The sequence below is a fragment of the Paenibacillus tundrae genome (assembly GCF_030812775.1).
Classification (GTDB): domain Bacteria; phylum Bacillota; class Bacilli; order Paenibacillales; family Paenibacillaceae; genus Paenibacillus; species Paenibacillus tundrae_A.
Map to the genome: position 1 here is coordinate 1 of NZ_JAUSTI010000028.1, position 26388 is coordinate 26388.

Genomic DNA, 26388 nt, shown 5'->3' on the forward strand with positions numbered 1-26388 from the left:
GTATCGTTGCCGCTGTTCTCCCATGTGGACACACCTCCGTTAGCCTTATTATCCTTCTGTCCGTTAACGGGTGTCCACTTTTTATTCTAGTTCCAATCGGTTCGTTAGCGCTCGGAGCAAAGAGAGAGAATTCTCTTTGCGAGAGCCCCATTTCAGCTTTGCGCAGGGGAAGTCAGATTTATACGCTGATTCCGGATTCTACGCTAACGAGTGGAAGGAGGACGGCTAACATGTTCTTTTTTACATGTCATGGTGAATTGTGTAACTTTTTCTCTTCCGATGCGTTAAATACGTTTGTATGTATTGAAACGGCTCATCTAAGAGCTTACAGAGAGGGAGGTTATCGGGATGTATTATTCATTGACGTATCGAAGCTGGTCGGATGAAAACCAAGCTGAGACCGGCGTGCTGGAGCAGGCTTCAGTGACGCGGGATGAACTGTTCATGCGTAAGCTGGTGGATGCCACACTGGTCAAAAACAAACTGTGGGCGCATCTGTCCAACGAGTGTCAGGATCAACGGGAGCATGCCGTTTATGTGACAGCGTATGATACACAGATGCCGGAGGGATACGGCGGGGCGATTGCGGACGCATCGCTGGCCATGTGCAAAGTGTCCTCCATGTACAGCCCGGAGTATATGCTGTGGAATGGACATTCCTTTGAGGAACTAACGCTCACAGAGTCCTCTGTTTACACGATGGAGATTGCCGAACAACTCCTTGACCATTACATGGTTCGTAGTGGCAAGACGTATGAGTTCCTGTATTCGGTGCTGGATGCAGATCGCAGAAAAGTGTTGTTTTTCATGAAGGAGGTGGATCTGTGATGAACGAAGAAGAGCGTAACCACAGAGCGAAGCCCGGTTCCAAAGCGAAGTTGGTAGCATTTTCTTTGATGCTGGCTGTTCCTGCTGTACTGGCGGGATGCGGCAGCAACAATGATGAATGTGATCCGGAGTATGACACCGGATGTGAATATGATTCAAGCAGTGGACATTATTATTATGGCGGTGGCTCCTCTTATCGCAGCAACAAGGACGGCAATAGCTCATATAGCTCATCCACATCCAAATCCAAATCAAGCGGGTTTGGCAGCTTCTTCCGCAGTTCGGGAGGATAAGTCAATGAGGCAAGTGTATACATTGCCGTTCAGTCATGACGAGGTTTTTGATGGAGAAGCAGGGCAGCACATACCCTACCATCGCATGTATGGGAAGCAATATTGTATTCCTGCGCTGACGATGTACACGCCGTCTGAGGTACAGGAGCTTCGGAGTGCGGCTGAAGCGGTGGATGCAATCTACTGCAAGGTGATGCGATTTATCCAGCGATATATGCCAGATTCCTTTTTGGAGGGGCCGCTCGGCATTCACCCTGGACTAATTCAGGCGGCGCGGATGGAGATGGTTACTGGTGGAATTACCCGTCAGGACTGGATTATTGGTGAAGCTGGGCTGAAGTGTATTGAAAATAATACCGACACCCCTACGGGCATACCGGAGGCTGCTTCGCTTGAGGGTATTTTGATCGGGCTGGCTGAGGATGCTGCGTGGACTTCGCCATCTGCCGAGATGGCTGCTCGCATTCGGGAATGCTTCCAGTCATGGTTGTCCTTCTATGCAGAGCAAGGATTGCAAGGGCCGGTGACATTCACCTCTTACGGAGATCATGTGGAGGATCGAACCAATACAGCCTATTTGATGGAGCGCTGCCGGGAAGCAGGATACGAGACGTATTATGCGCCGCTGGAGGAATTGGAGATTATGCCAGGCGAGGCATTATATCATCAGGGCAGGGAGATTCATCTTTTGTATCGTCTCTATCCTCTGGAATATTTGATTGATGATCGAGATGAGAACACGGGTGTGGAAGTCGGGGCGGCACTGCTTGAGCTTGTACGCGAGGGGCGGCTGGGCTTGATGAACCCCGTACAGCATGTGCTGATGCAGAGCAAAGGCTTCATGGCGGCCATCTGGTCACTCTATGAACGGAACGAACAGACCCCGGAATATTGCGGATTCACGCTTTTTAACGATGCAGAGATGGATGCCATCTCCCGTTACCTGCTGCCGACCTATTTCTCAGTTGAACCTTTTGAGCAGAGTGCACTGCCTTATGTAGCCAAGAGCTATTGGGGACGCGAAGGCCGAGGAACGCTTTTGCTGGATGGAGATACCAATCAACTTAGCCAACTACAGGATGTGCTTCAACCGCTGGACACAATAATGGGGGCAGATTCAGGCTCTAATGCAATTGAAGAGAACGAAATGAATGAAGAGGAAGAGATTGCGGCCTATTATGACAATCAACCCAAAATCTATCAGCAGATGGTTCTGATGGAGCAGGCTGTGATTCAGACAGAGGATGGCGCGTACAGTGGATATTTGCTCACAGGCGTTTTTGTTATTGGTGGGCGTTTTGCGGGTATGTTGCCTCGGGTTGGAGAGAAGGTTACCGGGGATATGGCCTATTATTGTGCCGCTGCAGTACGTGAATGGATGAAGGATGAGGAGGAGAAGGAATGGAGAACTTAGGGTTGAACCTGGTGAATGTTGCGTTGGGTATAGGTATTCTGCTCGTCGTACTGGTATGTGGATATTTTGCTTTTAGCAAATTGACTCGTTATAACGATAGCGAAGAAATCGCTAAAGGTAATGAAGCGGCAGGCATGTACATGGGCAGCAAATTGTTGGGACTGTGTATCATTGTAGGTATGGTGTCCTTCTCTACACATTCGTGGCTGGATATGCTCCTATGGTCGGTACTGGGTATCATTATTCTGTGCCTGGTCTATATTATATTTGATTTCTTAACTCCCAAAATGCGGGTATGTGATGAAATTGCACGGGGCAATATGGCGGTAGCACAGTTACTGCGTTCGATTATCATTGGCGTTTCCATCGTCATCGGTACTTTTTTGATGTAAAATAAATCCTGACGTAAACGTTAATGTAGAACGAATCTTATACGTAAGAAGGAGCATTGCATCATGAGAAGAGTCATCATCGATACAGATACAGCAGGAGACGATACGATTGCCATCCTGACCGCATTGCATCATTTTCAGGTGGAAGGCATTACGATTACAGGTGGGAACGTACAATTCGACCAAGAGGTTGAAAATGCCCTGTACACGGTACAGGTTGCTGGACATGGCGGCAAGGTGCCTGTATACAAAGGGTGTGAGCGACCACTAATGGCATACGGTCAAGCACAACATCGCACGGTGGAAGATGTGCATGGTGACGACGGTATGGGCGGGGCACATTTTCCAAAGGCAGATCAGCGTCCCGAGCAGGGGCATGCGGTTGATTTTATCATTGAGAAGGTTCATGCGAACCCAGGTGAGATTGAGCTTCTAGCGATTGCTCCATTGACGAATATCGCGATGGCGATTCAGAAGGATCCCACCATTATTCCAGAGATTGCGCACTTGTATATCATGGGCGGAACGAATAATGCATTGGGCAATATCACACCGGCGGCAGAATACAATTTCTACGTCGATCCGGAAGCAGCCAAAATCGTACTGCATGCAGGCATTCCAATCACCATGGTAGGCTGGGAGATGTGTACCCAATATTCGGTCATGGATGATGACGATCATGCAGAGATTGCGGCTCTTGGCACATCTGGTGCCGATTTCTTCACTGCAATCAACAAAGTGGTCATGCAGTTCAACAAGTCAGTACATAAACTGAATGGCACGACACACCCGGATACACTACTGATGGCTGTTGCCGCAGATGAATCCCTTATGACGAAATCTGGTCAGTATTATGTAGATGTAGAGGCTGCGGGTGAACTGACACGTGGATACAGTGTGGTGGATATCAATGGGCGTTTTGGTAAAGCGCCAAATGTACGTGTATGTGAGGCGATTAATCGTCCTCAGTTCAAATCCATGCTGCTGGATGTGCTCTCAGCTATTCGGTAAATGCAGCGAATTCAACAAACGAAAGAATTAACATCAACCGTACCTTTGGCAGGTACGGTTTTTTTTGCCTATTTTCAGATCGACTACTTCACCTGTCGTAGTAAACGTGATATACTTCGATTACTACGACAGATGGAGTAACGAGGAGGAGTATCTTTTGTGATCAGCAGTGACGTGATACGCGGCTACAATGATACGCTGATTCTCTATATGCTGCTCGAAGGGGAGTCGTACGGATACGAGATTTCCAAGAACATCAGACAGCTAACAGAGGAAAAGTATGTGATGAAGGAGACGACACTATATTCGGCCTTCACCCGATTAGAGAAGAATGGATACATCGAATCGTTTTACCAAGATGAGAGCATGGGTAAGCGTCGTACCTATTACCGGATTACCCCATTGGGTCTAGACTACTACCGGGAAAAGTGTGAGGAGTGGAAGGTTACGCAGGAGGTTGTTAATCTATTTATCAGGGAGCTGTGAATGGGCATGGAGACAATTGTGGTGTATCTGGAGAACATGTTTGCAAATCTTCCGAGAACTTCTGAGATGGAGCATTTGAAGCAGGAGCTTTTAACGGGGATGGAAGATAAGTACCTGGAGCTCAAACGAGAGGGCAAATCGGAGAACGAAGCGATTGGTATTGTGATCTCCGAGTTCGGTAACATTGAGGAGTTAACCGCTGAACTTGGCATAGAACCAGTTCATATGGAGGAATCAGTACCTGTATTGACGGAGGAAGAAGCCTATGCGTATACGACTGCGAAGAAAAGTGCGGGATTGTGGACAGGGCTTGGGGTTTTGCTCTGCGCATTCGGTGTAGGTTTTCTAATCTTCATGAGCACATTAGCTGAGAATTATGGTATGTCAGCAGCGCATAGTTCCATTGAGACAGGTACAGTAATCGGTCTGATTGGCATGTTTCTACTCGTCGCCGTTGCGGTCGGCATGTTTATACACAGCGGTATGAAGCTTGAACGGTTCAGTTACTTGGAAGAAGGTTTTCAACTGCCATATTCACTTAAGCGGAATCTTCAGCGTAACCAAGCGAACTTCGCCCTGACTTACCGAGTAGCGCTCATCACAGGTGTCAGCTTGTGTATTCTGGCTCCGGCACTTATATTTGCCGCCGCTTATCTGAATGATAGCTATGCTCCTTATGGTGTATCTTCTTTTATGGTCATGGCAGGAGTCGGTGTATTCCTATTCGTATATTATGGCAATACTCAAGGGGCATACACCACATTGCTGGAGGAGCATCATTTGACGGCAGAGAAGAAGGAAGAAGTGCGTGCTGTGAAGGCCGTGGAGGCTGTAATATGGCCGCTTGCGATCGCTATCTTTCTATTCACAGGCTTTGTAATGCATCGTTGGGACATCAACTGGGTCGTATTTCCGATTGCAGGTATATTGTCTGGTAGCTTTGGCAATCTATACCACATCATGAAGGATCGTAACCCGTCTTAAAGCGTTAGCCTAAGTCTCAGCTTTCATCCTGACGATTTCAAAGTATTTATAAGTATCGAAGCGTGTGTAAAAAAACAAAATGCTCCCATCATAAATAGAGGTAGATGTTTCGAATTCTACTTCTTACGATGATGGGAGTTTTTGTTTTGTATTTTATCTATATCAATTGAACGAAACATTTACACGAGAACGGAGAGGACAGAAATAACATGGAGAAGCGAAGCGGTCGCCTGAAAGCTTTCTACAAGAAAGCTACATCGGAAGCATAAGCTATCCCCGGATTTTACCGTTGGAATAGGAAATCAAAAAAATCTGGGGATAACAGCGATCGGAAAGTTATTCTGTCATCGAAGTGCCAAGTGTAACTATTCTTTAGTTCAATTGATATAACCTTGCTGTAACAAAAATGAGCGAATACCCGTGGTGACCAGATCATGGTCTTCTTCATCGGGCAAGCCCGATACGGTGATGGTACCCACTTGTCCCTCATTTTCAATAATCAGTGGGAAGGCTCCTCCAGCCAGTACATAGTCCCCGTCAGACAGGTCATAGTCCTGCTCTAGAGATTGGTTCTCATTTCTCAGCCGCAGGGCGGTGTGCCAAGAGCTGGACGAGAAGTGGTTCACGACATTGTTTTTGCGTCTAATCCAATTTTCATTATCTGGATGGGTACCCTCCATCGCATGCAAAAATAGACGGTGTCCCTTCCGTGTGATGTCGATGGTTACGGCTTGTGAACGGCGTTTGGCTTCTGCGACGAGATGTAGACCTAGCCGAAGTGCTGTTTCTGAATTAAACGTGTGGAAGATCAAGTCTTTTTCTTCCTGCTGCATTCCCTTCAATTTCTCTGTCAGTGGTAGATTCAAATTCGGGCAGCTCCTCTTCAGTATGATTGTTGTCTACATTCGACATGGCTCGGGTCGGTACCTGCTGGATGCGGATGGACGAGACGAGCATACCAGAGGTCTTGAACTATGTTGCACCGCAGGGCAGTCATTTGGAGACCGTGTATCCACTGTGGTAAAGTAAGGGGAACGTAATAGACAACATTTTTAATATTAGAATTATTTTAATAATACCCGAAGTAGTTATCGTTCAGATTGCACGGTTAGACAGGAGGAGAGGGCACGATGCTGTTTTATTTTGTGGCACTGCTGGTAACCTTGGTGGATCAAGGAACCAAGATTGCAGTGAGGATGTATATGGAAGTTGGAGATGTGATGAGACTAGGCGACTCTGGCATGCAGCTCCAACATTACGAGAACACCGGCATGGCCGGCAGTTTGTTCCAGGGGAATGCGCGATTATTCGGCGTGATTGCTGTCCTGTTCATCGCAGGTATTTTATATTACCGCAGAAAAGGTGAGATTCGTGGTTTCTGGATGCAGGCTGGCGCAGGATTCATGGTAGGTGGAGCGCTCGGTAATGCACTCGACCGATTCATTTACGCCCGGGTGACGGATTTCCTGGTGTTCCCTTCTGGACGCGGTATCTTGAATCTCGCGGATGTAGCGATCAACATCGGTGTAGTGATGATCATTATCGGCATGTTAATTCGTGCATTTCAGGGTTATCGTGCTAAACGTTTACGCAATGCTTTGCCCAAAAATTGAATATCCGCAGGTTGTTATAGGCCGTAAAGCTACTAAATGAGAGACATTGGATGAATTCCGATGTCTCTTTTTTGGTTGTTTTCCATCCCTTGGGCAGAATAGATGGCTTGATTCATTTTAACCGAAATCGTTTTAGAAATAAGAAAGGGCATTTTATGTCGATTGATGTAAGTACAGAAGTGTGTAGAGCGAATGGAAGAATTGCACATGGTTCCTCCAAGTACTCTATGGGTATGTATTTACATATTACGCAAAGGAGGTACAACATGAGAACATCAATTACTAAGGCTCTCGGGGCACTATTGCTTTGTGGAATGATGGCTGTACTTCTATCTTCCTGTACGGGCAGAGATAGCGCGAATGGCAAAGTGCAGATTGAATTTTTCCAGAACAAGCCTGAGGCGAAGGCGACATTTGACGATCTGATCCAAACCTTCAACGCAGCGCATGCTGATATCCAGGTCACCCAGGTCAATCCCCCAGATGCCGAGACGGTTCTGAAGACAAGGGTTGTCAAGAATGACATACCCGATGTTATGGCAATGGGTGCGACCGATACCTATTCCACGCTGGCTCAGAGCGATATTTTTACCGACCTGACAGACAGCTCCCTAGTCCAAACGATTGACCCCAATTACATACAGATGTTAAAGGACGTTACGGGAATGGATGAAGTGACAGGTATTCCTTACGCAACAAATGCAAACGGCATCATGTACAACAAAACGTTGTTTAACGAAATGGGACTGGACGTGCCCAAGACATGGGATGAGCTCATCGCTACTGCCCAACAAATTAAGGATGCAGGCAAAATTCCCTTTTACTTCACATACAAAGATGACTGGCAGACCAATCTACCGTTCAATGCACTGGGGCCTAACCTCGTTGGCATCGATTTCTATCTGGAACGCCGCGAGAATAAGGTGACCTTCAAGGAGAAGTACCGTGAGGTCGCAGAGAAACAGCTTGAACTGATGAAGTATGGTCATAGCGATAACTTTGGTAAAGCGTACTCGGATGGTAACCGGGCATTTGCTAATGGTGAGGCCTTCATGTACATCCAAGGAACCTGGGCTATCCCAGAGATTCGTAAGGCGAATCCGAATGTGGACATTGGCTTTTTCCCGTTCCCAACCGGTAATGATGCAAGTCAGATCAAGCTTGTAAACGGTATCGATTCGTTGTTCACCATTGCGGCAGATACACCAAACCGAGCACAGGCCGAGGAGTTCATTGCCTTTTTGCTGGAGCCTGAGAATATCGGAAGATATATCGACGAACAGACATTGTTCTCTGCGGTAGAGGGTGTCAAGCAGGATGATCCTGCCGTGCAGGAATTGATGCCTTATATTGAACAGGGCAAGGTCATCGACTTCGCCGATCACTATATTCCAGCCGCTGTGCAACTGAATTCTATCGTGCAGTCCTTTTTGCAAAATCAAAATATCGACAACTATCTAGATACACTCGACAAAGAATGGGACAAGGTAGCAAATCGGCGTTAACCCTTGTCCGTAGGAGGATGGCATATGAACAAACGCATGGCACCCTATTACTGGATGACCGTTCCGGCGGTCGTATTGTTCTTCGTATTTATGACGCTGCCGGCGATCCAAGGGATCTATTATTCATTCACGAACTACAATGGTTTCGGTAAACAATATGATTTTGTTGGATTCAAAAACTACTTCAATCTATTTCGCGATGACAATGTGGGTAATGCCTACTGGTTTACCTTCAAATTCGCGATCGTGGTCACGATCTTAACGAATATCCTTAGCCTGCTTATTGCCCTTGGGCTCAATGCCAAGATTAAGTTCCGTAACTTTTTCCGTGGTATCTACTTTTTGCCCAATATTCTAAGTGTATTGATTGTAGGTTACATATTTAACTACCTGTTCTCCAACGTATTTCCGATCTGGGGACAGAACCTTGGCATCAATGCACTATCAACGAACATTCTAGGTAGCGAAAGCTTAGCCTGGCTCGGGATCGTCATTGTGGCGGTGTGGCAGTCGGTGGCGCTCAACACCATTCTGTATTTGGCAGGTTTGCAAACGATATCACCAACACTCTACGAGGCTTCGAATATTGACGGTGCAGGCAAATGGCGTGAGTTCTGGAGCATCACCTTCCCGCTTATTGCGCCATTCTTTACAATTAATATGGTGCTCGCGATGAAGAACTCACTCATGGTCTTTGACCAAATCGTAGCTTTAACCAACGGTGGCCCTGGGCGGGCAACGCAGTCGATCTCCCATCTGATTTACACAGGAGGATTCGAAGGCGGCGAATATGCATATCAGTCTGCGAACTCGGTTATTTACTTCATCGTTATTGCGGTGATTTCCATTCTACAAATCCGGTTCCTGCAAAGAAGGGAGATGGATCTGTAATGAGAAGCCGTCTAGGTACGAACTGGCTCGTGATGTTACTTGTTGTGCTAGGCACACTGTTTATTTTGTTCCCATTGTATATGACCGTTACGATTGCTCTGAAAAATCCAGAGCAGATGGCACAGTCGGTATTCGCCATTCCGACAACACTCCACTGGGAGAACTTTGCGAGTGCGATTGATATGACGAACTTCTTCCAGTCGTTTCGCAACAGTGCTATGGTGACCGCATCGACGGTTGTGCTCACACTCCTGAGCAACTCGATGGTCGCTTATGCGATATCACGTAATATGGAGAAACGGAAATTTTTCAAAGGATTATACTATTACTTCGTCAGTGCAATGTTCATTCCGTTTCCCATCATCATGCTGCCGATTGTTAAGCTGACGTCTTCGCTTGAGATGACTAACTTAATTGGCCTTACTTTGTTGCATACGGTCTATGGACTTGCCTTTAACGTATTTGTGTACGTTGGGTATATCCGATCAATACCCGTAACGCTGGAGGAGGCCGCATACGTGGATGGTGCGACGACTTGGGGCACGTTCTGGCGGATCATTTTCCCGTTAATGGCACCAATCAGTGCCACTGTTGGTATTCTAACGTGTTTGTCGACGTACAACGACTTTTTGCTACCACTCGTTATTATCAGCGATCCATCTCAATATACACTGCCATTGGTGCAGTATGTGTTCCAAGGTCAGTTCAATACAGATTTCAACCTGGCATTTGCTTCCTATCTACTCGCCTTGTTGCCAATGATTATCATCTATCTGTTCGCTCAGAAATGGATTATTAACGGGGTGACACAAGGTTCCATTAAATAAACATTGCGTTGATCAAGTCTGAACCATCGGTTCAGGCTTTTTTGCTGTTCTTTGTTGACAAGATCGAATCGGATAAATAAGCAAATCATAAGGTTCAACTTATGTAAATATCATGAAAAAGCATCTTTTTCCATTCATTTTCAAAATTTTTGAAAAAAATAAAATTATTTTCGTAAAAGCGGATGCTTTTTCAGAAAGTCTATGCTACTATACCCCTTGTTTACATGTTGAAACATCAGGATTCAATGTCGGAAGTTTAAGTGCAATTATTTACTTTATGGAGATTAAAGAGGTGACATCATGAGTGCAGCCGTTACGGAAACAGGGACACAGCAACAGGGCAAACCGCTTAATCTGTTCGCATTAACCTGGCCGATTTTTCTGGAATTATTTTTGTTTATGTTAATGGGTACGGTCGATACGTTGATGATTAGTTCCGTGTCAGACAATGCAGTAGCTGGAATCGGAGCTTCAAATCAGATTATTACAATAGCGATTTTGCTCTTGGAGGTTGTCGGTAACGGAGCTGCGATTGTTGTCGCTCAATATATCGGATCGAAGAAGCTGTATGAAGCAGCCAAAATTACAGGTATGGCGATTACGCTGAACCTCATCGTGGGTCTAGTGCTTAGTGGAGCGTTCCTTGTATTCGGCGGAATGCTGCTGGAGAAAATGAACGTACAGGGTGAGATTCTAGTCTATGCCAAAGCGTACATGCACATTGTCGGAGGCGCTATCTTCCTTCAAGCGTTGATTAATTCCTTGGCTGCGATTATTCGTACGTATGGATTTACCAAAGAGACGATGTATGTCTCCGTATTTATGAACGTGCTTCACGTTGGTTTGAACTACGTTCTGATCTTTGGTCATTTCGGCATGCCAGCACTTGGGGTAGAGGGTGCGGCAATCTCAACCATTGTGAGCCGTTTTGTCTGTCTGTTGATCTTCTTCTGGTTGATGTATCGTGTGACCGAAGTACGGGTGGAGATCAAGTTCTACCTGCAGTTTACCAAAAACTATGTAGCGAAGATTCTGAAGATTGGTATTCCATCCGCAGTAGAGCAGATTATGTACCACTCTTGTCAGCTTGTCTTTTTCTTCTATGCCACGTTCCTCGGTGCAGAAGCATTGGCTTCTCGCCAATATGCGCATAATATCTCGTCTTATATCTATCTATTCAGTATGGCAATTGGTATGGGTACAGCGATTATGGTGGGACGACTGGTGGGTGCCAAGCAGCAAGAGACAGCTTACCAGCGTGTTTGGAAAAGTGTAAAATGGGCCATGATCGCGACCATCGCTGTCGATCTCGTGGTGATTGCATTCCGTGTGCCACTTGTAGGCTTGTTCACGGATAATCCGGAAGTGATTCGGATTGCTGCACAGGTCATCCTGCTCAGTATCGTGCTCGAAACGGGACGCACGACCAACATCGTTATCATTAACTCCCTTCGTGCCGCAGGAGATGCCAAGTTCCCGGTATATATGGGACTGATCTCGATGGTCTGCCTAAGCTTGCCGCTAGGATACCTGTTTGTCTTCCAACTGAACATGGGACTGGCAGGAATTTGGCTAGCCATTGCAGCCGATGAGTGGACACGAGCCTTCATTATGTACTTCCGTTGGAAGAGCCGCGCTTGGGAGAAACACGCCCTTGTAGATCATGATGAGGATGATTCGGTTGGCGCACAGCCGGTTCCAGCAGTTTAAAATAGTAGTTAATATTAACCATCCGCCGAAATAGGATTATTGATGTCGTCAAGTTCAATAGTAGAGCCGATTATAGGGAGTAATGTTCCTATAGTCGGCTTTTTTCTATGGTTTGCTGTCGCTAAACACAAATACCGCAAAAATGATCAAAACAGGTACGCGTTATTTCCGTATAGTACAGATATAGAAAGGGGCTGCACTTCAATTTGAATCGATACAGTGAAATGGTTCAGGAAAGTCTGTATTTCATTGAGACACATCTGTATGAGGATATTGGGCTTGAGGAAGTCGCATCCAGAGCTGGATTGTCGTCCTATCACTATCACCGGGTGTTTCGTAAAGAGGTAGGTATGACCGTCGTAGACTATATTCGTAACCGCCGTTTAAGTGAAACCTCCACAATCCTGAGATCTACTAATATAGGGATCTTGGATATTGCCATCGGATGTGGATTTGAAAGTCAGGAAGCATTCACCCGAGCGTTTAAGAAGGTATATGGACTGCCCCCAGGTCGATTTCGCAAGCTGTTTAATCTGAAGCTATTCCAAGGTAGATCTAGAGGAGGAGAATTAAAGATGAATCATACATCAACTGTAAATGGCTGGGTACTAAGCGGAAGTCATCCGCAAAATTATGAGATGGGCATAGATCCTACGGTAGTTCATCAGGGTAAATCCTCAGGATATTTGAAGTCTGTTACACCGATGGATATCAATGAGTTTGCTACGATGATGCAACAATTCAAGGCAGATAAGTATATAGGTAAACGTATGAAGTTCTCGGGCTTTGTCACCACCGAGAAGGTTGAGCAGTTCTGTAGTTTATGGATGCGTGTGGACAACAACGTTCAGGATGTACTGCAGTTTGATAATATGCATGATCGGCCAATCACTGGGACACAGCCATGGAATCAATATCATATTGTACTCGATGTACCGGAGGACAGCGCAGTGATATCATTTGGCGTTATTTTATCTGGGAAAGGGAAAGTGTGGTTGGATAGCTTACGTTTCGAAGAAGTGGATCGTAATACGCCAGTTACCCATATGGAGAATGAGTATGAGATGGTTGATGAACCCGTAAATTTGTCATTCGAAGAATAGAAAGATGTGTACTATACTTGTATATATTATAGCCAGCCCGGATATAGGGGTGGCTCTTTTTGTCATCCTTGGGTATAAAATAAGGGAAACAAAGCTCAAGCTGGGGAATATGGATGAACAGGCGAAGGTAGGTGCTTAGGTGTGCAGATGTGAATCAGGCTCGTAGCCAATTTACCAAACCCTTGGTACCATATATCTATAAATAGTTTTGATGTGATAGCAATCAACACAGAAGTAACTGATGACATAACGGAAGAGGATGAATCCGATGAATAAAAAAGTGCTGGTTGTCGATGACGAAACAAGTATTGTCAGTGCCATTGCCTATGCTTTGCGCCGGGAAGGCTATGAAGTGGAGACGGCGAATGATGGGGAAGAAGCACTGGAGAAGGTGGCATCGTTCCATCCGCAGGTTATGATTCTAGACGTGATGATGCCGAAGCTCGATGGCTACGGTGTATGTCGTAGACTTGAGGATCGGGAGGATATTGGCATTATTCTATTAACAGTTAAAAATGATATTGTAGACAAAATCGTGGGTCTCGAAATGGGCGCCGATGATTATATGACGAAGCCGTTCGAGATTCGTGAACTGCTCGCCAGAGTGAAAGCCCTGATGCGCCGTGTGGAGAAGAGCAGTCCACCGTCAGAAGATCAGAAGAGCCAAGCCATTATTAATGGAGCATTACGCATTCATGTTGCTCATCGCACCGTCACCGTAAATGATGAGAAGCTGGAGCTTACACCAAAGGAATTCGACCTGCTAACGATTCTGATGTCCAATCCAGAACGCGTATACACGCGTGATGATCTGCTGGATCGAGTATGGGGGATGGAGTATGCAGGGGGAACCCGTACGGTGGATATCCATATTCAGCGTCTTCGCAAAAAAATTGGTGATACGGATCAGGAGAAGCTACAGACCGTCTACGGGATTGGATATAAGGCATCTGCTCCCGAAGCGAGTGGACGGATATGAGAGTGAGCATCAAACTAAAATTCAGTGTTTTCCTCGCAGCTTTGCTGATTCTCACGGTTGTCGTGCTTAGCTACCTCGTATTACGCGGGATCGAGCGCAACCAGCAAACGCAGATCGAGGACATTCTGTCACAACAGACCCGTCTGGTGAATCTGAACGTACGACAGTCCTACTATACGGAGTCGATCCATCTGGAGCCTGATGCATTTTTACAACAGAGCGGTCGCCGGCTTGCCCAGGAACTCGCTAACTCCACAGGGCTTCCTATCGCTCTATATGATATGAAGGGGCAACAGGTAGGCTCATCCATCACAACCGGAGAACGTACAGAAGGTATGACGGAGACGCTGAACTATGTGCTTCAGAATAAGATCGTGTATCGGGAGCAGGGGGAGACACTTCTCTATGTTGCTCCACTTGATGGGCCAGATGGACAGATGGGTGCTGTGCGAATGCAGTATTCCATCCAGAGTTATCACGAATTCTACGCTCGAATTCTGAATTTATTTATGTGGGCCGGAATTGCCGTGGTAGGGTTAAGCTTTATTCTGGGTTATCTTTTCTATAATCGATTTGCTGTGGCGATCACACGCTTGAAGAAGTCTGCAGATTCCATTCGCGAAGGGGATTATATTGAAGCATCGCCTGTAAAACGGAAGGATGAGCTGGGGGAGCTAGGTCAGGGCATTTATTATATGAGCACCTCCATTCGTCAAAATATTACAGCGATGCATGATGAGCAGCAGAAGCTGAAGCTGGCCATCGAGAAGCTTCAAGCGCTCGAACAACAACAGAAGCAATATATCGGGAACATCAGTCATGAGTTCAAGACACCGCTAACCTCGATCAAAGCCTATGTTGAGTTACTGAACATGTACAAGGATGATCCTCAGTTATTGGAGGATGCAACCAATAACATAGGCAAAGAAACAGAACGGTTGTATGAGATGGTCGAGAAGGTGCTGCACATCTCGGCACTGGAGAAGTATGATTTTGAGAATCAGGCTGAGGATGTCGAGGTTCGGGCATTACTGGAGGATGCTTGTGGACGGATGCGAGGCAAAGCGGAGAAGTTTGGGCTTGCGATGGAATTGAATTTAGAGCCAGCAACTATCCACAGTGACCGGGAGAATCTGATGCACATCTTCATCAATCTGTTGGACAACGCTATTAAATATAACGAACCCGCAGGTGTGATCCGTGTCTACAGTGAGCCGCGTGTACAAGAACAGAAGGCAGTTATTCGTATCTTCAACTCGGGTGTGCCGATTCCAGAAGAGTCACGGGAGAAGATATTTGAACCCTTTTACACCGTTAATAAAGATCGAGCCAGAAAGACCGGGGGCACAGGCCTTGGGCTGTCACTCGTGAAGCAATTTGTAGAAAAACAGGGCGGAACGATTCAGCTGTTACCACTATATAAGGACGATGAAGAAGGAACGACATTTGAATTGACTTTTCCGCTTGTGAACCCAAGTTTACAAGTTGGAAACAATTCTGAATAACTTTGGATGTAACCCATCGGTATGATTGATCTATAGACAGCATTCAGGGGGGAACATGATGAATTGGAAACAGATGGCTTTAGGTGTGGTTGGGGCGATATCACTCTTGTCCTTAGTTGCATGCGGGGGAAATACAGGAATGAACGGTAGCATGGGAAGTGGCGCAGGAGGGACAGATATCGTCGTTAAAGATAATACGAATCCATCCGTATACCAGAGCTTCAAGCTTGAGAAAATCGATAAAATCGCAAATATTCGCGGTGTGGGTTGGTTAACGTCTGATTTAATTTTGCTAGATAAGCCAAATCAAGATCTTAAGCCAGTTACGGTTGAGGGAGAAGAGCGTTATCCTTACAATATCTATATGCACGACCTTGCGAAAGGAACAGATACGTTGCTAAAAGAAAGTGATGTCAGCTTAGCGGCACCAATGGCTTCACCGGATGGACAATATGTTTTCTATCGTGAGCCTGAGGAGAGTGTAGGCAAAGGCTTCATTCTGAATATGAATAACGGCGAGTCTGTACCGACGGGTAAAGATATGGGATTTGTCGGTGAGGGTGCGTGGCTTGATCATACACATGTTGTGTATCCGAATATGGATGGCAATCTGGTCGCGGCCGATGTAGAAGGGAACACCAAAGTTTTAGTCGAGGTAGGTAGTTTCAACATTCGTAGTGTAGAGGTTTCTGGCAATACCGTGTACTACATTACCGGTGAGGACGGTCAACTGAACGCTTACGACACAGAGACTGGCGAAGTGAAGCAGGTACTGAAAAGTGTGGAGTGGGTCATTCCTTCGAACGACGGTACGCGACTAGCCATTGTGAAAAAAACAGCGGATACGAAGCGTGCACTAGTGCTTACTGATCTAGAAGGCAATGAGAAAGCTACGCTTGCACGCGGCACACAAATTTTTGGCACAAGCTGGTCGCAAGATGATTCCAAAATTGCCTATACAATCAATTCCGAGAGTGATAGCGAAAAGGGATTGTTCGTCTCTAATACCGAGTCGGCCGAACAATTCCAGATCTCTGCGGACATGGATAACGTGTCTGATCCGCTTGCTTGGAGCCCAGAAGGCAGTAAAATATTGCTGTCACAGTCTGTACTGGACAGTGCAGGATATCACTTTGAGACCTCTATAATTACCATCTCGGAGTGAGTTGAATTAATTAATGGCAGGGAAGATCCAGCATAATTCCATAACTTGCTTGCCTTTCTATACATTTATATTGACTAAGTCCTTGCGCTTCCGATAAACTAGAATGCAGGAATTAAAGTCGAATGTTGTGCAGCAGTTCGAGACATTTGTTTCGGGCGGCTGTTTCTTTTTCTTTTTGACAAATATGCTTATGGACAGTCGATTGGAATGATTAGGTTACGAAGCAAGGGCACACCGTTGTCGGCATGCCGGGAATCCGGCCAATCTCAACATGGAATAGGAACAGGTGATATACATGTGTAACAGCGCGTACCGCGTGCTTTTATATTATAAGTTCGTGAAGATTGAAGACCCTGAAGCATTTACGCAAGAGCATTTGCAATATTGTAAGGATCTAGGTGTAAAAGGTCGTATTCTCATTGCTGCTGAAGGCATAAACGGCACTGTGTCGGGAACACCGGAACAGACGGAGCAATACATGAAGGACATGCATGCGAATCCGCTCTTTAGCGATATGGTGTTTAAGATTGATGATGTCGAAGAGCATGCGTTCAAAAAAATATTTGTTCGTCACAAAGCAGAGCTGGTCACCTTCCGTGTGGACGAAGAGCTTGACCCCAATGTGGTTAGCGGCAAACGCCTCTCACCGAAGGAATTCCACGAGCATCTGCAACGTGATGACGTTATCGTAATCGATGGTCGTAATGACTATGAGTACGAAATTGGTCACTTCCGCGGAGCAATCCGTCCGGACGTCGAGTCATTCCGTGAGTTTCCAGAGTGGATTCGAGAGAATCTGGGCGACATGAAGGACAAAAAGATCATTACCTACTGCACGGGCGGTATTCGTTGCGAGAAGCTGACTGGATTCATGATTAATGAAGGATTCCAGGATGTAGCTCAACTTGAAGGCGGCATTGTAACGTATGGTAAAGATCCAGAAGTGCAAGGTCGTTTGTTCGACGGTAAATGTTATGTATTTGATGAGCGTATTTCCGTACCCATTAATCGTACAGACGAAGATATTGTGATTGCTAGCTGCTATCACTGCGGAACAACGCATGACCGATATATTAATTGTCCAACCTGCAACCTACAGCACGTATGCTGTGAGGATTGCGAAGAGACGCATAACCGCTTTTGCTCGGATGCTTGCCGGGAGGCAGCACCAGTACACGCATAAGCAGGGAGAGCAGGTGCTGCACGTGAAACGTGAAGATGAAATGACGACGCGTGAACGAATCTTGTTCATGCTGAAGCGACAAGGCACGTTGACCGCGAGGGAGATGACGGCTGAACTGGGACTGACAGGCATGGCTATTCGCCGTCACCTTACGTCACTGGAGCAAGAAGGGCTGATTGAGGTTCATGAAGCCCGTGCTACAGCAGGACGCCCGTCATCGGTGTATCATCTGACGGTGCGGGGAGATAATTTTTTCCCGAAGTCTTATCCTTCGCTTACACTTGAGTTATTAGAGGAACTATCGGAATCTGCGGGAACTGATGTCATAGATACGTTGTTTGAGAGCCGCCGGGATAAGCTGTTGCGTAATGGTTTGCCTCAGATGGAGGGTCAGGATCTGGCTGGACGTGTAGAGGAACTGGCGCGTATTCAAAATAACAATGGATATATGGCAGATGCTTCGCAAGAGGATGATGGTACTTATGTCATTACGGAGCTGAACTGTCCAATTGGACAAGTGGCAAGTGTCTATAAGCAGGCTTGTCGCTGTGAATTAGAGCTGTTTCGTTCATTGCTGAAGGCTGATGTGGAGCGTACAGAATGTTATGCCGATGGTGGCAAGAAATGCACATATCAGATTCGTGAAGCATCAGGGAACTAATGATGTTGAATAAACATGAATAGGTTGACATATACGATTGTTTCGATCTGTCGAAACAGTCTTTTTTTGTTTAGGTATTACGTAAATACGATTCATTATAACTTGATTACGTGTTATAATGGAACAAGCATCCGGTGCTTTCTACATCTATATATTTGTTGGAATCTCAACTTATATATTCTGTTAATTTTGCACATAGGAGTGAACAATGATGAATGAACTGCTTGATCCCAAGAATGATTACGTATTTAAACGAATTTTTGGAAGTGAGGATAATAAGGATGTACTTCTGGCCTTCCTTAATCAAACGTTCAAGAACGCAGGGGAGTCCCTGCTAACAGAAATTGTTTTACTTAATCCATATACGGACAAGAACACACCGAGAGAAAAGCAGTCCATACTGGATATTCACGCAAAAACAGATAAGGGCAAACTAATTAATGTGGAAATGCAGTTGTTTAACCAGTATGATTTAGAGAAAAGAACTTTGTTTTATTGGGGAAAACAATTCTCAGGACAACTACTTGAGGGTCAGCGTTATAGTCAGCTCAAAAAATGTGTGACAATCAATATTATAAATTTTAGCATGCTTCCAAATGATCAGTACCACAACGTATTTCATTTGAGAGAAGATACTACTCATATACCGTTGACAGATGATTTAGAAATTCACTTTATGGAAATCCCTAAGTTAAACGATAACAATATCAAGATGGAAGACGGATTAGTGCGCTGGTTATTATTTCTTAAAGGAATAACAAAATCTAGCTGGGAGGCGTTAATGATGCATGAATTGGAACCTGCATTGAAGAAGGCTATGAGTGTGTTGGAGTTCCTAAGTCAGGATGAACAGGCGCGTCAACAATACGAGGCACGGCAAAAGTTTTTACGCGACGAGGCATCAATGATTGAAGGTGCACGTGAAGAAGGATTGAAGAAAGGCATGGAAGAGGGCATTAGAGAAGGTATTAAAGAAGGCTTAAAAGAAGGAGAAGCAGAGAGTAAACGCAAGATCGCACAAAATATGCTTTCCATGGGTCTTGACCAAGATACCATTATGAAAGCAACAGGAATAACCTCTGCTGAACTAAAAGTGATACAGGAAGAACAGAACTAAACACACTGCTATATGGATGAATCCTATCGCATGATCGATTTCCTTTTGAAACACAATCTCTAACGACACGGAGAATATAAGATCAAAGTAGGAGTTATCTGAGAATTAATAAATAGTTTGGAATAATTCGAGATAAACTGAGGGGTCTAACGAACGGATAAAATATATTCATCAGCGTGCCTTTATTCCTACACCGTCGGTGTTAACGAATCTGGGAGACCTTATTCGGCCATATAACGCCAATGGAAATGGTAACGAATCTGAGAAACGTTATATTACGAAATACAGCGTAATGGATCTAATCCTAGCGACCAAAAGGCGTATTAGCGTGTCAACGATTCGTTAGAATTTCCTGAATGCAATCTTACCGCGAATAAGACCGACTGAGTTCGTTAGAGATGGAGCGTGATCGAAAGCCGTGATTCTCACATCCACGCTCACAGTGCATTGCCCACCTTTATCATCTGTCGTCTTCTGACCCCTGCTGGGTCACTTTCCCTTGATGTACCCCGACACTCGCAAGTAAGTCCTTGCTTGAACCAGACATTCGTCAAGCGCTGATTTCTTCAGAACGTTTCCAGTCACGTCCTAGACAGCCCATGTAACTTATGGGTTGTCTTTTTGGTTTGTGTAAAGTTTTCTATCACTGATAATCATTTAATCCAAATTGGAAGCGGTTCAACCATTGACGGGAAGGAGGACGCCCCTTAATATTAGGGAAACAATATAAGAGGTTGTTCAAAAGTCCGATTTTGATTACGAAGTATGCCTAATGGCATGATCAGCATCGAATATGGAATTCAGCTGAAATAAGTGGAAGCTTACGAAGGTGTTTCCTTCGGAAACAATGTAGTTGCTCACGTAGCTTGATCTACGCTCCGCTACTCCTTTTCTAGCTTCATCCCACCTTCTCGGTACTGAAAACCGACTTTTTGAACACACAATAAAAGACAAACATCGGTCATGGTCATCAGTCACATGGGGGATCGTCTGCATTTGTCTGCTTTTGTCGATAAAAGCAACAATGCGTTGACGCGTTCACTATGTTCCGCCCTATCGTGTCAACAGAGTGATGAGGGCAACAACATTTTATTCGATGGAGAGGGGTTCTCACATGAAAAAGAAATTTTGGTTGTCTCTAATGATGGTTGCATCAATGATCGTAGCCGCTGGTTGCGGTAATAATGGCGGTACAGCTACTGAATCTGAGGGCACTGGCGGCAGTGCAGGCGAAGGAAGCGCAGAGAAATCATATCGCATCGCTATCTCACAGATCGTAGAACATCCGTCACTTGATGCTACACGTGAAGGATTCATTGCAGCGCTGAAGGATGCAGGGATTGAAGAGAACAAGAACCTCAGCATTGATTATAATAATGCGCAAGGCGATTCAACGAATAATCTATCCATTGCTCAGAAAATCTCAGGAGATTCCAAAAATGATCTTGTACTTGGGATCGCTACACCATCTGCATTAGCCTTGGCTCAGCAAGTGAAGGAGAAGCCGTTACTCTTCGCAGCAGTAACCGATCCACTGGGTGCTAAATTGGTGAGTGACATGGACAAGCCGGGCGGCAACATAACGGGTGCATCCGACACTAACCCAGAAGCCATTGTGCAGCTGGCTGATTTTATTGCTAAACATCTAACGGATATCAAAACAGTAGGTCTTGTTATTAATGAGGGTGAGCCGAATGCAGTGGTCATGGCGAAAAATGCGGAAGAGGCTCTTGCGAAGCATGGCATTACGCTGGTTAAAGCCCCTGTGACCAACACATCTGAAGTTAAACAAGCGACGGATTCCTTGGTAGGTAAAGTCGATGCTTTCTATATCACACTCGACAACTCCGTTGTTAGTGCGGTAGATACGATCATTCAGACGGCAAACAAAAACCAAATTCCGTTCTTCTCTAGTGACCGGGATACGGTTGAAAAGGGAGCTTTTGCAACCGTTGGCTTCAAATATTATGATCACGGATATCAAGTAGGAGAAATGGCTGCGGATATTCTGAAGAACGGCACCAACCCAGGAGATATGAAAGTGACCGTTCCAGATAAGCTGGATCTAATTCTGAACCTGAAAGCAGCTGAAGCTCAAGGGATCACAGTTACCGATGAGATGAAGGCAGAAGTGAAGGATCAGGACAATAACATTATTCAATAATTGAACCGGGGTACAACCGGGTGAGTGGAACGAGGCGAACATGCAGGTCGGTTCGCCTCATTCTTTTCAATAAATAGGGAGGAAGCAACGTGAGTATAAGCTGGAGTTCAATTGAAGGAGCGATAGAGCTTGGTCTGTTATATGCATTAATGGCACTCGGCGTATATATTACGTTCCGAATCCTCGACTTCCCCGATCTCACCGTTGACGGGAGTTTTACGACAGGAGGAGCCATTGCGGCGGTGATGATCTCGAATGATTTCTCTCCTTGGCTCGCCTGTCTTGCAGCGATGGGTGGGGGCATGTTGGCTGGTATATGTACGGGATTGCTTCATACGAAGGGTAAGATTAATGGCTTGTTATCCGGTATCCTGATGATGATTGCTCTGTACTCCATTAACCTGCGTATTCTAGGCGGAGCACCGAATAAGTCCATTATGGGTATGGACAGTCCCTTCTCGGGTGAGCATGTCATGGTCATCATTATCATCGTCGTACTGCTATTCAAGATCATGCTGGATCTGTTTATGAAAACAGATATCGGACTTGCTCTTCGTGCAACAGGGGATAACAAACGTATGATCCGAAGTTTTGGAGCCAATACCGATGTAACAACAATTGTTGGTGTCAGCCTGTCCAACGGATTGGTTGCCTTGTCTGGAGCCTTTATTGCGCAGCAAGCTGGCTTTGCAGATATTACGATGGGGATTGGTATGATCGTGATCGGACTTGCATCAGTGATTATCGGAGAAGCGATTCTGGGCGCGCGAAAGGTATTCTGGGCAACGCTAGCGGCTGTGGTCGGTTCGATCATATATCGGATTGTTGTGGCGGTTGCTCTTGAAGTCCCTTGGTTCGATACGTCTGACATGAAATTGATTACTGCTGTTATTGTTATTATCGCTCTCGTATTCCCTTCCTTACGCCGCTCCATGAAACAAAAGAAGCTGGCACGTAGAAGGATGCAAGAGCTGATGCAATCGACAGGTCATCAGACGACGACGAAGGGAGGCATGTGATCATGCTGGACATTACACAAGTCACCAAGCTGTTCAATCCAGGCACAACGGATGAGAAGACGGCACTGGTTGGTGTGAATCTAACGATGAACCCGGGAGATTTCGTCACCGTCATTGGCAGTAATGGAGCAGGGAAGTCCACGCTGATGAACATCATATCGGGCGTGATGAAACCGGATATGGGCGATGTGCTGATCCATGACCGTTCGATCAAAAACCTGCCAGAGCATAAGCGCAGCAGCTGGATCGGCAGGGTGTTCCAGGATCCGATGGCAGGTACAGCACCGCATATGTCCATTGAAGAAAATATGGCGATGGCTTACAAGCGTGGCAAAGGACGTGGACTTGGCTTCGGTGTTACCCGCGCAAGACGGGAAATTTTCAATGCTCAGCTAGAGAAGCTGGGTATTGGACTCGAGAAACGGCCGAACGCCAAGGTGGGTCTGTTGTCTGGCGGGGAGCGCCAAGCACTTAGTCTACTCATGGCCACATTCACGCAGCCGCAGATTCTGCTGCTCGATGAGCATACGGCAGCACTTGATCCTGCCCGTGCAGAACTGATTACGGAGCTAACCGAGTCACTGGTTCGTGAGATGAGACTGACTACGCTGATGGTCACGCATAACATGGAGCAGGCGATTCGCCTGGGAAACCGTCTGATCATGATGGACAAAGGCCGAATCATTCTCGATGTTAGCGAAGAGCGCAAGCGCACGCTGACCGTCTCTGAGCTGCTTGGCGAGTTCGAACGCATTAGTGGTAAGAAAATGGCAGACGACCGCGTAGTCCTTGGCTAAGGTATATCGACTTATGACGATAAGTGAAGCAAGTTCACGGGTTACCCAACAAAACCTTTTGCGTTATCGCAAAGGTTTTTTTTTGTGGTATGTTGAAAACTTGAAAACATAGAAAAATGTAGACCCGAGTGAAACTTGGGTTAGTAAGTTCACATAGGAGGGTTGCCACATGTCTTTGCAATTTGATGAAGGAACCTATACGGTAACCAAACGGTCAGAATCGATCCGTCTGCTCGCAAAGGAATTTGCACTACTGTATTTTCTGTATCAAAACAAAGAGAGAGCATTTACTCGTAGTCAACTACTTGATCGGGTGTGGCCCTTGGAATACCCGGTTGAGCGTACCGTGGATGATCATATCTACCGTTTACGTAAAAAATTGAGCCATTGGGACGAGGTCCATCTGGATACAGTGCGTGGATATGGCTATCGACTCGCCATTCGAATGAATAAAGCTGTATTACCCTCCAACCCTTCGACACTAGATGAGGAAACGCGAGATGTGGTTCATGAGTTGTTCCGTAAATACCATCTATTTGGACAAGGGAAGTCGCTCTTAACACTTGTTAATCAACAGGACGCTCTGGGCATACAGATCGATCCCTTCTATCAACAATATATACATTTTATTATGGGAGATTTGAAATGGTTGATTACAACGGACGAGGTTCTGTTTGAGGAGCGTTTTTATTGGCTGTTGATTTTTGTGCATGTTCTGATTGAACCAGCGGAAACGTTAGCCCTATATGAAAAGGTATTGCGTTCATCTGCATTATCCGCAGATCGGCTTCGAGAACTCCGCATTCTAAATATTATTGAAGTGTATGCAGAGGTAGGGCAATATCAACGAGCTAAGACGCAGCTATTAGAGACGCATCGTGTTATTCAAACAGACAACCTGGTCAACTTCAAGCTACCTGTCGCACTGTCCGAATTGTATGTCGAGCTTTGGGGTGGTAGTGGTGAACGGGTGGAGGAACAGATGGAAATTTTACGAGCAGGTTTGAAGGATGCTCCTTATTTGCGTGAAATCGGACGGTTTCAGATCATGGAAGGATTTTGGCTGTTAAGGCAGGGACGTTTCCTTGAAGCGGAACCTAGAATTGATGATGGATTGGATGTCCTAAAAATGACATTGAATGCACCGCTATATATCATTTCTGCACATCAAGTATTATTATTCATGGTACATCAACGTGTTCAGGGACGTCTGCTCACCAAATATCAACAAGTCTATGCTGAGATTGCCAAAGAATTCGGCGTGCCTGTGTACGGACAGCAAATTGTTGATAAAGTCCGCAGTTTTTTGTCCACATTTCCACCCGCCTCTGATCTTCCTCTGATGTAACTCTCGTATGATTACAGTCAAGTAACGTACCGTGAATCACGGCTGTAATCAAGGGAGGAATACTGCATAATGACGAGTACAAACAAAGAATCTAACGGATCGCCAAGTCCGTCCGATTCATCCAAAGGGTTATGGCGTAATCTTCAGTTTGCCCGCATGTTTATCGCTTACGCGCTCGCTACCTTCGGAGATTGGTTCGATGCACTGGCGATTCAGGTCATGGTCGCCTATCGGTGGGGGGCTGATCCGCTAATCATCGCACTGATCCCTGTATGCATGGCAGTTCCGGGCATATTGCTGGGCTCTGTTGCAGGTACGCTTGCGGATCGATTTCACAAAGTTAGAATCATGTTACTCTGTGATGTGATTACTGTAGTGCTAACCATTGCTATTCTGTTTGCTCCTAATGCAATATGGCTGCTTCCGCTTCTTACCCTGCGAGCCATGATGGGGGTATTCCATATTCCAGCCCAACAAGCACTAACCCGTCAGGTGGTATCAGAGGAGCATCTATTTCAGGCATCTTCTCTAAATGGCTTTGTTGCACAGTGTTCTAAAGTTGCAGGGCCGCTGCTGGGCGCCGTCATTTTGGCTGTATTTTCACCTCAATTCTGCATTGTCATTAATGCGTGTACCCGTCTGATATCAGGCTTAGTATTGTGGCCTCTACGAAAGCTAGTACAGCCGAAGCAATGGGAAGGGAAAGGACTGACTGGGCAGACGCGTACAGAAACCGAGTCAGTACTCACGCAGTGGGTCAGAGGGTGGAGCTTTATTCGAAGTCGTCGAATCATACTGACTACAATGCTGTTTGGTTGTTTTGGGTTACTAGCCATTTTGATGATTGATTATCAGTTTACAACACTGTTTCGGGCAATTAAGCCTGGAAATGAATCCTTACTTGGCTGGTTGGCTTCATCTGTGGGAGCGGGTGCAGTTGTCGTCATTCTGCTGCTGAATCGTCTGCCGCAGATCGGTTATGGTTGGGGTTTAGGAGGAGGTTTTTCGTTTATTGGAATCGGTATTGCTGCCTTGGGTTGGGTAACGCCGCTAACTCCAGAGATCTGGGTCATCGTCTGGGGGCTGTGTATTGGAATTGGAAACGGGTTGTCTATGGTAACCATGAACTATCTGTTGCAAAAAGAAACACCTCCTGCCTTCGTAGGTCGAGTGTTTGGTATCCAAAATTCGCTATCCAGCATCGTACTTGTAGTTGCTCCTCTGGTAGGGGGAATTTTGATTCGGTCAGCCGGGCCGAGCCCAGCGTTTCAATACATTGGTATGGCGACATTTATGATTGGGATCGTGGGCATCGTACTACAACGTGTCTTATGGGCAGAAAAGAAATCTCCCGTAGCTGCCTTACAAGAATAAGTTTGACCCGCTATCATTT

27 protein-coding genes are annotated in these 26388 nt (G+C 45.8%); 26 read left to right on the plus strand and 1 reads right to left on the minus strand.

All coding sequences use genetic code 11. The annotated features are described in order from the left end of the window. Positions 1-348: 348 nt before the first annotated feature. The 8 genes from J2T19_RS27015 to J2T19_RS27050 all read left to right on the plus strand — a co-directional run bounded on the left by J2T19_RS27015 (position 349) and on the right by J2T19_RS27050 (position 5408). On the plus strand, positions 349-828 hold the full coding sequence (locus J2T19_RS27015) for a hypothetical protein (RefSeq protein ID WP_307221447.1): 480 nt from the start codon (positions 349-351) through the stop codon (positions 826-828). Next, positions 828-1121: a hypothetical protein gene (locus J2T19_RS27020; RefSeq protein WP_307221522.1), complete on the plus strand. Its 294-nt coding sequence runs from the start codon at positions 828-830 to the stop codon at positions 1119-1121. The genes J2T19_RS27015 and J2T19_RS27020 overlap by 1 nt, the downstream gene beginning before the upstream one ends. A gap of 4 nt (positions 1122-1125) precedes the next feature. Further along, on the plus strand, positions 1126-2535 hold the full coding sequence (locus tag J2T19_RS27025) for a glutathionylspermidine synthase family protein (protein ID WP_307221448.1): 1410 nt from the start codon (positions 1126-1128) through the stop codon (positions 2533-2535). Continuing rightward, positions 2523-2927, plus strand: a complete 405-nt coding sequence (locus J2T19_RS27030) for a DUF350 domain-containing protein (RefSeq protein ID WP_307221450.1) — start codon at positions 2523-2525, stop codon at positions 2925-2927. The genes J2T19_RS27025 and J2T19_RS27030 overlap by 13 nt, the downstream gene beginning before the upstream one ends. Positions 2928-2990: 63 nt before the next feature. Continuing rightward, on the plus strand, positions 2991-3938 hold the full coding sequence (locus J2T19_RS27035) for a nucleoside hydrolase (RefSeq protein ID WP_307221452.1): 948 nt from the start codon (positions 2991-2993) through the stop codon (positions 3936-3938). Next, a complete protein-coding gene (locus tag J2T19_RS27040) occupies positions 3939-4079 on the plus strand; it encodes a hypothetical protein (RefSeq protein ID WP_307221454.1) in 141 nt (46 codons plus the stop codon). Positions 4080-4097: 18 nt separating this feature from the next. Further along, a complete protein-coding gene (locus J2T19_RS27045; RefSeq protein WP_307221455.1) occupies positions 4098-4424 on the plus strand; it encodes a PadR family transcriptional regulator in 327 nt (108 codons plus the stop codon). Positions 4425-4430: 6 nt separating this feature from the next. Continuing rightward, positions 4431-5408, plus strand: a complete 978-nt coding sequence (locus tag J2T19_RS27050; protein ID WP_307221457.1) for a permease prefix domain 1-containing protein — start codon at positions 4431-4433, stop codon at positions 5406-5408. 377 nt (positions 5409-5785) lie between these two features. Here J2T19_RS27050 and J2T19_RS27055 read toward each other — a convergent pair whose 3' ends face one another. Further along, positions 5786-6274 carry a heme-degrading domain-containing protein gene (locus tag J2T19_RS27055; protein ID WP_307221459.1) on the minus strand — a complete coding sequence of 163 codons (489 nt, stop codon included), beginning with the start codon at positions 6272-6274 and terminating at the stop codon, positions 5786-5788. A 29-nt stretch (positions 6275-6303) separates the two neighbouring features. Between J2T19_RS27055 and J2T19_RS27060 the strand changes: the two genes are divergently transcribed. The 18 genes from J2T19_RS27060 to J2T19_RS27145 all read left to right on the plus strand — a co-directional run bounded on the left by J2T19_RS27060 (position 6304) and on the right by J2T19_RS27145 (position 26369). Beyond that, positions 6304-6432, plus strand: coding sequence for a hypothetical protein (locus J2T19_RS27060; RefSeq protein WP_307221461.1), 129 nt, complete (start codon positions 6304-6306; stop codon positions 6430-6432). Between the two features lie 106 nt (positions 6433-6538). After that, positions 6539-7021, plus strand: a complete 483-nt coding sequence (gene lspA / locus J2T19_RS27065) for a signal peptidase II (RefSeq protein WP_239291202.1) — start codon at positions 6539-6541, stop codon at positions 7019-7021. Positions 7022-7335: 314 nt separating this feature from the next. Next, positions 7336-8526, plus strand: a complete 1191-nt coding sequence (locus tag J2T19_RS27070; RefSeq protein ID WP_370874967.1) for an ABC transporter substrate-binding protein — start codon at positions 7336-7338, stop codon at positions 8524-8526. 24 nt (positions 8527-8550) lie between these two features. Next, positions 8551-9417: a carbohydrate ABC transporter permease gene (locus J2T19_RS27075; protein WP_307221467.1), complete on the plus strand. Its 867-nt coding sequence runs from the start codon at positions 8551-8553 to the stop codon at positions 9415-9417. Further along, positions 9417-10244 (plus strand): carbohydrate ABC transporter permease, encoded by an 828-nt coding sequence (locus J2T19_RS27080; RefSeq protein WP_307221469.1) that lies wholly within the window; start codon positions 9417-9419, stop codon positions 10242-10244. Before J2T19_RS27075 ends, J2T19_RS27080 begins: the two co-directional genes overlap by 1 nt. 300 nt (positions 10245-10544) lie before the next feature. Beyond that, complete coding sequence (locus J2T19_RS27085; protein WP_307221471.1) at positions 10545-11954, plus strand: MATE family efflux transporter; 1410 nt, start codon at positions 10545-10547, stop codon at positions 11952-11954. Between the two features lie 224 nt (positions 11955-12178). Further along, entirely contained in the window at positions 12179-13057 is an 879-nt protein-coding gene (locus J2T19_RS27090; protein ID WP_307221524.1) for a helix-turn-helix domain-containing protein, read from the plus strand. Between the two features lie 268 nt (positions 13058-13325). Beyond that, entirely contained in the window at positions 13326-14036 is a 711-nt protein-coding gene (locus J2T19_RS27095) for a response regulator transcription factor (protein WP_307221473.1), read from the plus strand. Further along, positions 14033-15541 carry a sensor histidine kinase gene (locus J2T19_RS27100; protein ID WP_307221475.1) on the plus strand — a complete coding sequence of 503 codons (1509 nt, stop codon included), beginning with the start codon at positions 14033-14035 and terminating at the stop codon, positions 15539-15541. Before J2T19_RS27095 ends, J2T19_RS27100 begins: the two co-directional genes overlap by 4 nt. Positions 15542-15599: 58 nt before the next feature. Beyond that, the gene (locus J2T19_RS27105; protein ID WP_307221476.1) at positions 15600-16706 is read left to right on the plus strand and encodes a TolB family protein; all 1107 of its coding nucleotides are present in this window, start codon (positions 15600-15602) and stop codon (positions 16704-16706) included. Positions 16707-17001: 295 nt separating this feature from the next. After that, entirely contained in the window at positions 17002-17889 is an 888-nt protein-coding gene (trhO, locus tag J2T19_RS27110) for an oxygen-dependent tRNA uridine(34) hydroxylase TrhO (protein ID WP_307221478.1), read from the plus strand. Between the two features lie 13 nt (positions 17890-17902). After that, on the plus strand, positions 17903-18550 hold the full coding sequence (locus J2T19_RS27115) for a helix-turn-helix transcriptional regulator (protein WP_307221480.1): 648 nt from the start codon (positions 17903-17905) through the stop codon (positions 18548-18550). Positions 18551-18761: 211 nt separating this feature from the next. Then, the gene (locus tag J2T19_RS27120; RefSeq protein WP_307221482.1) at positions 18762-19667 is read left to right on the plus strand and encodes an Rpn family recombination-promoting nuclease/putative transposase; all 906 of its coding nucleotides are present in this window, start codon (positions 18762-18764) and stop codon (positions 19665-19667) included. Between the two features lie 1114 nt (positions 19668-20781). Then, positions 20782-21831, plus strand: coding sequence for an ABC transporter substrate-binding protein (locus J2T19_RS27125; RefSeq protein WP_307221484.1), 1050 nt, complete (start codon positions 20782-20784; stop codon positions 21829-21831). 89 nt (positions 21832-21920) lie between these two features. Then, on the plus strand, positions 21921-22850 hold the full coding sequence (locus J2T19_RS27130; RefSeq protein ID WP_307221485.1) for an ABC transporter permease: 930 nt from the start codon (positions 21921-21923) through the stop codon (positions 22848-22850). Between the two features lie 2 nt (positions 22851-22852). Continuing rightward, positions 22853-23647, plus strand: coding sequence for an ABC transporter ATP-binding protein (locus J2T19_RS27135; protein WP_307221486.1), 795 nt, complete (start codon positions 22853-22855; stop codon positions 23645-23647). A gap of 169 nt (positions 23648-23816) precedes the next feature. Further along, entirely contained in the window at positions 23817-24995 is a 1179-nt protein-coding gene (locus J2T19_RS27140; protein WP_307221488.1) for a winged helix-turn-helix domain-containing protein, read from the plus strand. A 69-nt stretch (positions 24996-25064) separates the two neighbouring features. Next, positions 25065-26369 carry an MFS transporter gene (locus J2T19_RS27145; protein WP_307221490.1) on the plus strand — a complete coding sequence of 435 codons (1305 nt, stop codon included), beginning with the start codon at positions 25065-25067 and terminating at the stop codon, positions 26367-26369. Positions 26370-26388 lie beyond the last annotated feature (19 nt).